The sequence below is a fragment of the Psychrobacter sp. UBA6739 genome (assembly GCF_002453835.1).
GTDB lineage: Bacteria > Pseudomonadota > Gammaproteobacteria > Pseudomonadales > Moraxellaceae > Psychrobacter > Psychrobacter immobilis_A.
Map to the genome: position 1 here is coordinate 1 of NZ_DKHR01000007.1, position 10431 is coordinate 10431.

6 protein-coding genes and 1 pseudogene are annotated in these 10431 nt (G+C 39.4%); 6 read left to right on the forward strand and 1 reads right to left on the reverse strand.

What is annotated here, in order from left to right:
- The first annotated feature begins 80 nt into the window (after positions 1-80).
- The 4 genes from B2575_RS02445 to B2575_RS02460 are packed head-to-tail and all read left to right on the forward strand — an operon-like array spanning position 81 to position 6643.
- Entirely contained in the window at positions 81-1304 is a 1224-nt protein-coding gene (locus B2575_RS02445; protein WP_296240035.1) for a restriction endonuclease subunit S, read from the forward strand.
- Entirely contained in the window at positions 1291-2493 is a 1203-nt protein-coding gene (locus B2575_RS02450) for a hypothetical protein (RefSeq protein WP_296240036.1), read from the forward strand. The genes B2575_RS02445 and B2575_RS02450 overlap by 14 nt, the downstream gene beginning before the upstream one ends.
- Before the next feature lie 10 nt (positions 2494-2503).
- A complete protein-coding gene (locus B2575_RS02455; RefSeq protein WP_296240037.1) occupies positions 2504-5830 on the forward strand; it encodes a type I restriction endonuclease subunit R in 3327 nt (1108 codons plus the stop codon).
- Between the two features lie 6 nt (positions 5831-5836).
- Entirely contained in the window at positions 5837-6643 is an 807-nt protein-coding gene (locus B2575_RS02460; protein ID WP_296240038.1) for a M48 family metallopeptidase, read from the forward strand.
- A gap of 36 nt (positions 6644-6679) precedes the next feature.
- Here the strand turns inward: B2575_RS02460 and B2575_RS02465 are convergent, their stop codons facing one another.
- Positions 6680-7180 carry a hypothetical protein gene (locus B2575_RS02465; protein ID WP_296240039.1) on the reverse strand — a complete coding sequence of 167 codons (501 nt, stop codon included), beginning with the start codon at positions 7178-7180 and terminating at the stop codon, positions 6680-6682.
- A 718-nt stretch (positions 7181-7898) separates the two neighbouring features.
- On the opposite strand from B2575_RS02465, the gene B2575_RS02470 reads away from it, so the two are divergent.
- Positions 7899-9404, forward strand: a complete 1506-nt coding sequence (locus tag B2575_RS02470) for a hypothetical protein (protein ID WP_296240040.1) — start codon at positions 7899-7901, stop codon at positions 9402-9404.
- Positions 9405-9427: 23 nt separating this feature from the next.
- Positions 9428-10431, forward strand: a pseudogene (locus B2575_RS02475) (hypothetical protein); the annotation flags it as partial.

A 10431-nucleotide genomic window follows, 5' to 3' on the forward strand; every position in this document is an offset into this window, starting at 1 on the left:
CCAATTTTATTATGCCACTACAAAGGCTGAGTTGGAGCGTTTAGAGACTGAGATGGCAGGGTTTTTAAAGGAGTTGGGTTATGGTGCCTAATGGTTGGAAAACTTTATCTCTTGGCGAAATCACTAAAGAGAAAATCTCATACGGTATTGTTCAAGCAGGACCTCATGTTGAAGACGGTGTCCCATACATAAAAAGTTCAAATGTTGGTGGTGAGATAAAAATTGAAGATTTGCAAAGAACTTCATCTGAAATTCATCACAAATATAGACGTTCAGCGGTACATCCTAATGACATTGTATTTTCTTTAAGAGGAAACATCGGTAGAACTAGTATAGTTCCACCAGAATTGTTAGAGGCTAATCTAACACAAGGTACGGCAAGAATTTCTGTGAATACAAAAAACGAGACGAATTTTATATATTACAGTCTTGCTAGCACACCTATCTTGAACAGAATTAACTCTCTTAGCAAAGGTTCTACATTTAAAGAAATTTCATTGGAAGAGTTGCGGAAAGTGAAGTTACCCATACCACCACTTTCAGAACAACAAAAAATCGCTAAAATTCTATCTACTTGGGATAACGCAATTAGCACGACTGAGCGTTTGATTGACAATAGTACCCAACAGAAAAAAGCGTTGATGCAGCAATTACTGACGGGTAAAAAGCGTTTGCTTGATGAGTCGGGGAAACCGTTTGCGGGTGAGTGGGAAAGTAGGCTCTTTAAAAATATATTAAAACTTGATAGAGGTAGCTCTCCTAGACCTATTGTCAAATATATGACAGATAGCGAAGACGGTGTAAATTGGATAAAAATCGGAGATACAAAAGGTGAGGGTTTATATATTAACTCCACAAAAGAGAGAATTACGAAAGAAGGTGCTGAAAAATCACGCAAAGTATTTAAAGGTGAAGTAGTTCTTTCAAATTCAATGAGCTACGGCAAACCATATATTTTGAATATTGATGGATATATCCATGATGGTTGGTTCGTCATTAGAAAATTTGAGAAAAATATAGATGTCAATTTTCTAATTCAAATTTTAAGCTCAGAGTTGATTCAAAGACAATACAAACGGTTAGCAGCAGGTGGAGTAGTTAGTAATATTAGTAGCGAACTAGTTTATGCAGTTAAGATCAACTTGCCTTCTATTCCAGAACAACAAAAAATCGCCACCGTGTTAACCAATGCTGATAAAGAAATTGAGTTGCTTAAGCAGCAATTGGCTGATTTGCAGCAAGAGAAAAAGGCGTTGATGCAAGTGTTGTTGACGGGTAAGAAGCGGGTGGTTGATGATGATTGATTTTCATTGGTCTCATATAACTCGAACCTTTCACCCTGTAGGACAAGGAGCATTTTATTCCGAGCGTCATACTAAGCAAGGAGTATTTTATTCTGGGAATACTATGAATTTCAATATAGTCTATGATTGTGGAGAATGGAAGCAATCTAAACATGCTCAGTCAGTCGTTAGCACAGCATTCTCAAAAGAAGAAGATATAGATGTGCTATTTATTTCCCATTTTGATTGGGATCATGTATCTACAATTTCAACTTTAATAAGTTCAACCAAGTCGATTCGTACAGTAGTACTTCCTTTGCTTACAAAAAAAGAAAAGAACTTACTTATTAATTTTAATCGAGTTTTATCATTGGGTATATTAGAGTTGATTGATGACCCTAAGTCATTCTTTGGACCAACAACAAATTTCATCTATGTAAGGTCAGATAGTGACAGGGACTATACTGAAGAGGATAATGAAGGTATAGATTTACAAGATTTTTCGCAAAGCAACTCAAACAGTATTACGATTAACAGTGGAACTCCATTGGAAATTGGAAATGCTTCTAAATGGTTTTTCGTTCCTTATAATCACAAAGATACAGAACGTAAGAAGGAGTTATTAGAAGCTCTTCAAATTAGAGGTTTTAATATTAATAGATTAGAAAATGATTCGAATTATACACTAGGCAAATCAACTGATCGTAATACGCGTAAAGAGCTCAGAAGCATATATGATAGTTTGAGTGGCAAAATTAACGAAAACTCCATGTTGCTTTACTCAGGCCCCTCTAATATTAGAAGTAGAGATTGTATACTAATTAGTGAATTTGTTGGAGATGAACTAGATTGTACTTACTCATCTTCCTACAAAGCAGGCTGTATTTACACTGGTGACTGCGATTCAAACAAAGTGCAGTTAGGTAGTGTTTATTCACGGTTTATTGATTATATTGGTGTAATACAGATACCTCATCATGGCTCTAAGTACGATTTCAATATAGACGTATTCAAGGCTTTTGATTCTTTAATATGTCCTGTATCTTACGGCACTAAAAATACTCACGAACACCCAGCAGCAGAGGTAATTAATACCCTATCTTTAAATCACTTTCGCCCTATTTTAATAAATGAGCAACTGAATTCTATATTTAGACAGCGTATTTGTTGTTTCGAGATCAAAAGAAATAAAAATCTAAGTAAAGTGTGAGGGGCTTTTAGTGAGTATTAATGCAGTCAACTTCCAAGAAGAATTCAGCTCAAAAATCCCTGCCTTAGCCTTGCTAACCATATTGGGCTACGAGTTTATTTCGCCCAACCAATGCAGCGCCATGCGCTCAAAAGTGGCTGTAAACAAGGCCACCAACCAAGTCGTATTATTGCCCATCATGCGTGCGTTTTTAGCCAAGCAGACTTTTACGTTTGAAGGTCAGACGCATCCTTTGTCAGACAGCGCCATAGATAAAATCATGCATGAGCTAAACCCAGCGATGAACTTAGGCTTGCAGTCTGCAAACGAGGCGCTCTATAACGCCATGCTGTATGGCGTGACCGTGACGGAGTTTATCGATGGCAAAAAAACCTCGCAGACCATCGCTCTGATAGATTGGAATAACATCGGCAATAATAGCTTTCACGTGACCGAAGAACTGGTGGTACTCAATAGCGAGGGTACAAACAGCCGTAGACCCGATATCGTCTGCTTTGTGAATGGTCTACCGCTAGCAGTGATCGAAGCCAAACGCCCTGATTCGAGTAGAGAGTGGCAATCCACTAATGCCCAAGCGGTATCTCAGCATATTCGCAATCAAAAGCCAAAAGAAATCCCGCATCTATTTGCCTATAGCCAGTTACTGCTAGCGGTAAATGGTAATGACGGTCTGTATGCCACTTGCGGTACGCCTGAGAAATTTTGGGCGAAGTGGGTCGAAGAAGAGATCTCTGAGCCTGAGTTTGCCCGTCTAAAAAATCAAGCGCTCAGTCCTGAGCAGATTGAGAGTCTGTTTGCCCATCGTCCTGCCTTTATTAAAGATGAATATCAGTCATTGATTGATGGCGGTGATCTGGTCGTTACCGATCAAGACCGCCTTATCATTAGCTTATTACAGCCTGAGCGTTTGCTTGAAATGACGCGCATGTTTACCTTGTTTGATAAAAAGGCTGGCAAAATTGTTGCCCGATATCAGCAAGTCTTTGGTATCAAAGCCCTGATTGAGCGTATCAGCAGTTTCGATGAAAAGGGCAGTCGTGAAGGCGGTGTCATTTGGCATACCACAGGTAGTGGTAAATCTTTCACGATGGCTTTCTTCTCTAAAGCTTTGATTTGGTTAGAGGAGCTCGCGAAGTGTCGAATTATTGTTGTCACCGACCGTGTTGATCTTGAAACCCAGTTGAGTAATACCTTTAAGTCGGGTGGTGTAATAACCAGTAAACGCGATAGTCGCGACGCTATGGCTACTTCTGGTCGCCGTCTTGCGCAGCAAATCGGGCACGGTAACGAGCGTGTTATCTTCTCTATTATTAATAAGTTTGGCTCAGCCGTTAAGTATGATGAATGCTACAACGACAGCCCAAACATCATCGTCATGGTCGATGAAGGTCACCGTAGCCAAAACGGTGAGAATAATATACGTATGGCGCAAGCCCTGCCAAACGCTGCTTTTATTGCCTTTACGGGTACGCCATTGCTTAAGGATGATAAGACTGAAAACAAATTCGGTAGCATCATTCACTCCTATACCATGCAGCAAGCGGTCAAAGACAAAACCGTCACGCCACTGTTATACGAAGAGCGTATCCCTGAGCTTAATACAAATGACCAAGCCATTGATGCTTGGTTTGATCGTATCACCCAAAAGCTCACTGATGATCAAAAAACTGATCTCAAACGTAAGTTCTCCCAAAAAGGTCAAATCTATCAGGTTGAAGGTCGTATTGAGCTGATCGCTCATGACATCTCTGATCACTTCCAAAACTTTAAACAGCAGCATTTAAAAGGCCAGTTGGCTTGTGATTCTAAAGCCTCTGCTATCCGCTATAAAATGGCATTGGACAAGATTGGCAAAGTGACCTCAGTGGTTGCCATGTCGCCACCTGATACCCGTGAGGGGCATGATACCGTCGATGGCGAGTCAAAAGACATTGTCCAGAACTGGTGGCAAGCCAATGTCGCCAATCAGTATGGCGGTGACGAAAAAGCCTATACCAAAGCTATCATAGAAGCCTTTAGTCAGGATGATGGTTCTGACATTATGATCGTTGTCGATAAGCTACTAACGGGCTTTGATGAGCCAAAAAACACCGTACTGTATATCGACAAACCGCTAAAGCAGCATAACTTGATTCAGGCGATTGCACGGGTAAACCGCTTGCATGAGAAGAAACGCTTTGGTTATCTGATTGATTATCGTGGCATCTTAAAAGAGCTAGATGTCACCATCGAGAAATACCAAGACTTAGCGGAACGTACGCAAGGAGGTTTTGATATCGAAGACCTCAAAGGTCTTTATAACGCCATGGATACTGAGTACAAGCAGCTGCCAAGACTACATAGCGAGCTGTGGGCTATCTTCTCATCGGTAAAAAACAAGCAAGACGGGCAAGCATTAAGACAAGTGCTTGCACCAAAAATGCAGGAAATAGATGGCAGAGTGGTTGATACCAAGCTAAAAGAACGTGATGACTTTTATGCTGCTTTAACTGAATTTTCTAACGCCATGAAAATTGCATTGCAATCGGCGTCCTTCTTTGAAGACAAATCATTTGATAGCAAGCGCGATCGTTATAAGCAGGATCTAAAAGCCTTTATTAACCTACGTAAGCAAGTACGTGAAGACGCTGATGAGACCATCGATTATGATGAGTATGAAGCGGATATTCGTAGCTTACTCGATAAGCATATTGCAGGACTTGAGGTTAAAGAGGCGAAAGGCGTTTACCTAGTCGATAACTTAGGGAAAAATATTAAGCCTGAAGCGATGAGTGACGATGAAGCACGTAACCAAACCGATAAAATTACAGGTCGTGTGACCAAAATGATTGAGCAAAATTTGGCTGATGATCCGTATGCGCAAGAGTACTTCTCCAAACTTCTAAAAAAAGCCATTGAAGAAGCCAAAGCAATGTTCGATGCACCTGTGAAGCAGTACATGATGTTTGCTGACTTTGAGCAGGCCGTAAAAGACCGCGATGTTGCTAATGTGCCGAATGAATTTATCGATGACAATGGCAAATTAAATAAACATGCTCAGGCTTATTTTGGTTTGTTTAAGCATTTATTTGACGCTGATTTCTTAGCGGATAAAGAGCTAGATAATGACAAGCTGGTCGCTTACGCCTTTGAGATTGATGAAGTAGTCAAAACGAATGTGGCGGAATATTCCATCAATGCCAGTGAAATTGAAAATGCGATTAATAGACGATTATTGCCAATGCTGTTTGCTGACTTGGGTATTGATAAAGCGCAACAGCTCATTGAAGAAGTGCTAAAGATTACACGACTTGGGCTGTCGAGAGAGACAAGTAGCCCACGAGCAGCAAGAGGGTAGTTGGCAATGATTGAGACTGGCAACTTTTATTATGGTGAAGATAAGATCCACTATGAAGTAGTGCGTAAAGAAGCAAAGAATAATTCTACAAGTGATAAGCTAATTACTGATAAGACCAAACCTCGCAAACCCCGAAAAGTGGTCATCAAGGTACATCCTGATCAGCGTGTGGTCGCCACAGCGCCTATCGATGCTACGGATGAGATGATTCATGGCGCTGTGATAAAACGTGCTCGCTGGATATGGCAAAGCTTACAAGAATTTGCCAAGCAAAAAGATCACGTATTGCCCAAGCGTTATGTCAGCGGTGAGACCCAGTTTTATCTGGGTCGTCGTTATGTGTTAAAAGTGCTGATTAATTCTGAGACTGACCCTAGTGTGAAGTTAAGTCGGGGTCAATTGAATGTATTTTTGCAGCAAAGTGACAACAAAATAGACCAGAAAATACAAGCTGAAAAAGTAAAAAATATGGTGGATAAATGGTATCAAAACAGAGCTAAAACCGTCTTCAGTGCCAGACTAGAAGCCTTGCTATTAAAGGCTTCGTGGGTAAAAAACGTTCCATTATACAAAATTTTAGTAATGCAGAAACAATGGGGCAGTTGCTCTACAAAAGGCAATTTAATACTCAATCCTCATTTGGTTAAAGCACCAAGAGAATGCATTGATTATGTCATCCTGCATGAGCTATGTCATATAGCCGAATATAATCATAGCGAGCGCTTTTGGCGCTTACTAACGCAAGTGATGCCGAACTGGAAAGAGGTGAAGGCTGAGCTTGATGGTATGGCTGAGTTTTATTTGAATGAATAAGATGGATTACTCACATTCATTAGGGTCAAGTAGTATTTAGAGACCCGAGAAACAAGTAATACTTTTTTCCTTCCTATCAAATATTAAATTTGTATAACCCATTTCCTCAACTTCGTAACCACTAGCATTATTTTTCATTACTTGCAGAGGATCGCTTGGGTAATTGTCAACTTTCGGTAGTTTAAATTGCGGACGTAGTGCGGTGAATTTAGTATCTTTAAAATAGAGCTTTAAGTGCCCCCACTCGTATCCTGCCAAATACTCAAGCTTCAACAAAGGTTGTCCAAAAGCAGTCGCATTTTTTAGAGTGTAGGTAGTGATTTGTTCACCGTATCCATCAATTTCATTGGTTTTATCAACTCTAAATTTTTTGCTGGCTATAGAGGTTTTATAACGTGCCGGTAGCTTATCCGTTGGGTTAGGAAAATTACATCCTGACATCATTGGTTTTAAGTAGGGCGTCCAATCCGTTGCGGCATTAGCGATCGCTGTATGTCCTAAAAATACCATACCCAAAACTACAGCTAATTTTTTCATATTTTTTGCTCTTATACAGTGATTGCTAATTTTAATTTAATCCGTGTTTCATATCGACTACAACAACATTTTTTCTTCAGTTAACAGCGCTTTCATTAGGTTCGTCTATATTTCCTAGAAATAGCTCCCAATCATAACCACCATTACCTAGGAAGAGTAGTTCTCCTGTGAGGGCATCGTACTAAAGGTCCTCTAGTAGTAGGCTAGCAATATAATCTTCATCTACGGGTTAATCAATATACCCGCCATTATCGTTATTGTGTTCAGTTATATTGTCAGATGGATCTATGATTTAAACTGCTATTTCAGTTGGCTTTATTTAATTATATATCTATAGCTCTTTTCAGCCTTGGACTTACCTAATACACCACTACCTTCTGCGTACATCTTTTCAAGAGCATTATAACAGTACTGTAATTTTAAGACTTATTCTAAATTAAACTTTAGTTCCTCTTAGAGGCACATATTTATTGCTAGAATATTTCCAATCGGTTATAGTCACGCTCTTAAAGTAACTTACAGTAAACTCAACAGGCTTGCAATGGATAGTTATATTGATGCAAATCTAACGTCTAATGGGTTAATTTTAGGATTTACGCAAACTTTAAAGAAGGCGACCTTAATTGCTGACAGAGATGATTATCGAGTAAGCCCTGAATTTAAAATCTAGTAAAGAAATGATAAAGGTAGCTAGAAATTTTAATTAAGAGAGTGAGTTATGAAAAAGGCTATATTGACACTTTTGTGTTTGTTGACTGTTCAAGTTAGTAATGCGGAAATTATTAAAGTGAATGGGGAAGGCGCTACACCCATTATCAAAAAAGATCTTAATGGCACACGTAATCAAGCATACAACAATGCAAAAACTGATGCTGTCATTGCTCTCATTAAGCGTATTAATGGTCCGCAGGCGATGAATGAAGCGAGTCAATATTTAAATGACATTGTAAAACAAGTTGACAGTAATTATGTGCTAAACCGAGGCAGTAGTACCAACAGCAACAATGAATTAGTCACTCAAGTTAGTCTGGAAATAGATGACCAAGAATTTCGTTCAATTCTTAATGATTTAGGATTGGCAAAGAAAAATAGTCGAACCAGTCCGATTATGATTGTGATGGATGAATACTTCGGCGTACCAAAAGATAACTCTAAGCCAGTTAAAGAATTTACTTCTTATTTTTCAGATCGTAGTTATAGCTATGATGAAGATGCAAGTTACAAAGCTAGTGAAAGTGCTAAAGCCAGTGCGTCAGATTCTTATTCTTCAAAAGGACGTTCCTCTGCTGCTTCAGGTTATGCTTATGATAACTATTATGGGGCCGGTGTAGGTGTTGCTGCTCGCTCATCAAGCCATAATAATTCAGGTAAATCAGCATCCTCAAGTAGCTACAATGCCAGTGAGTCGGCAAAATATAGCCAATCTGAAAGTCAAAAGGATATTCAAAGTTTTGTGAAATATGTGGAATATCAAACACCAAGTACTAAAGCTGAGCGTAATAACCAAACATTAAATTCAATTGCAAGTTCTGCATCTCGTTATGATTTGCGGTTGCTCGATTCTGACCGTTTCAGAAGTCAGTATTTAAATGGTCGTAGTATGACGATTCAACAACTCATGAGTGATGTAGAGCTTAATAAGCTAGTAATCGCGGCGCGTAAAGAAAAAGCGGACTGGTTTATGGCTGGTAGTTCTTATATTTATGATCGTGGTCGTTCGAGTGCCACGGGTCAATTTGTCTGCGATGGTGCTGTAAGTTTTAAAATTTATTCAGTAGATGATTCGACTTTAATGGGTGGGGAAACTCGTACAGAGTCATCGACAGGTGCGACCACAGATTCATGCCGTACCAATGTAGCAAAGAAACTAGGTGAGTTAGCAGTTAGCCAAGTTGGACCACAGATTTTAGGTTATGCAAAAAATCGCTCTATGTACGGTAAAGAAATTACCATTTTTGTGAAAAGTGTTTCTGGTAATGTTTCTTCACGTCTAGGTGATGATTTGTATATTGCCTTAGATGAAATGGATGGCGCAGAAAATATCGATATTCGCACTCAAGACGGCAAATTGGTTGAAATGACCATGACCTATAAGAGTGAAAAACCGATTAGTGCAGAATTGGCTAAAGCGCTACGTAAAGTAAGCCCAACATTATCAAGTGCCGAGCGATTACTAGCTGGAAATACGATCACACTCTGCATCGGTGGTACACAGTGCACATAAAATTCAAAGTCTTATGTTTGGCTATGCCGATGCTTGTTTCAGCATGGGCAAATGCGAATATTCAAATCTACCCATCGAAAGGTATTTTTGGATTGGAGCAAGGTTGTCGTACCGATCCTAGCAAATATGAAGCGAATGGTTCTTCTATTGTGTGTGATTTTAGTCAAGCGATTGACAATGACATCATTCGTAAACAAGCCGAGCAACTTTTTGTACAAGGTTTAAAACAAAATTTCGGTGAACAAGTTGTCGATACTATTTCGCAAAAAACTAAAAATCGTACTTATATAGCCTCTCTAGAAGTTTTACGCGCGAGTGAATACATTGTAAAGAAGGATTCGACAGCAGAAATTTTTCTGCCAGTCACCTTAAGTCTAAAACTCACTAACGTGTTGTCGGGTGAGGTCATTTATAGTGGCAGTGCGACGTTGTCGCAACCGATTCAGGTACTCACTACTGAAATTGATTCCCCTACAACAAAAACAGCAATTAAACAGAAATTTCAAAGTACTTTGTTGACATTGACTAAGCAAGTGACTGAAGAATTAAAATCGAAACTTAAAATTTCTGAAACTGAGACCCAAGTGGTTGATCGGTGGAAATCTTATTTGGTTCTAGATAAAGGCTTTAAGCAAGGGATCGCAGCACAAGATGAGCTGAGTTCGCTAGATGGTGATTTGATTCGTGTGGTACATGCGGACAGTGATTATGCTGTGGCACTGCCAATATTGATGCAGGGTCGTAGTAAACGCTTTAGTAAAGTATCAACCAATACACGTCAGGCTATAAATAAGCCTAAAGCATTAGTGGTTGATGTACTGACTTATCAAGGCGAATCAAAAGATTTAATTGAGCAAATCTTTTCTGATGCAGTAGGTGAGCAAGCTTCATTTACTTTGACGCCAGTCAATCGACGTTATAGTGCTATGGCACAAAGTATTAGTGAACAGACTGCATTAGCGCAAAGTGAAGACATTAACCAACGTGAGTTACCTGAATTTTTTATTCGGATTAATGTCATTCCTGT

Excerpts from the sequence above, each read along its gene's own strand:
- B2575_RS02470 (WP_296240040.1), top strand. The coding sequence starts at position 7,899 with ATGAAAAAGGCTATATTGACACTTTTGTGTTTGTTGACTGTTCAAGTT.
- B2575_RS02445 (WP_296240035.1), top strand. The coding sequence starts at position 81 with ATGGTGCCTAATGGTTGGAAAACTTTATCTCTTGGCGAAATCACTAAA.
- B2575_RS02465 (WP_296240039.1), bottom strand. The coding sequence starts at position 7,180 with ATGAAAAAATTAGCTGTAGTTTTGGGTATGGTATTTTTAGGACATACA.
- B2575_RS02460 (WP_296240038.1), top strand. The coding sequence starts at position 5,837 with ATGATTGAGACTGGCAACTTTTATTATGGTGAAGATAAGATCCACTAT.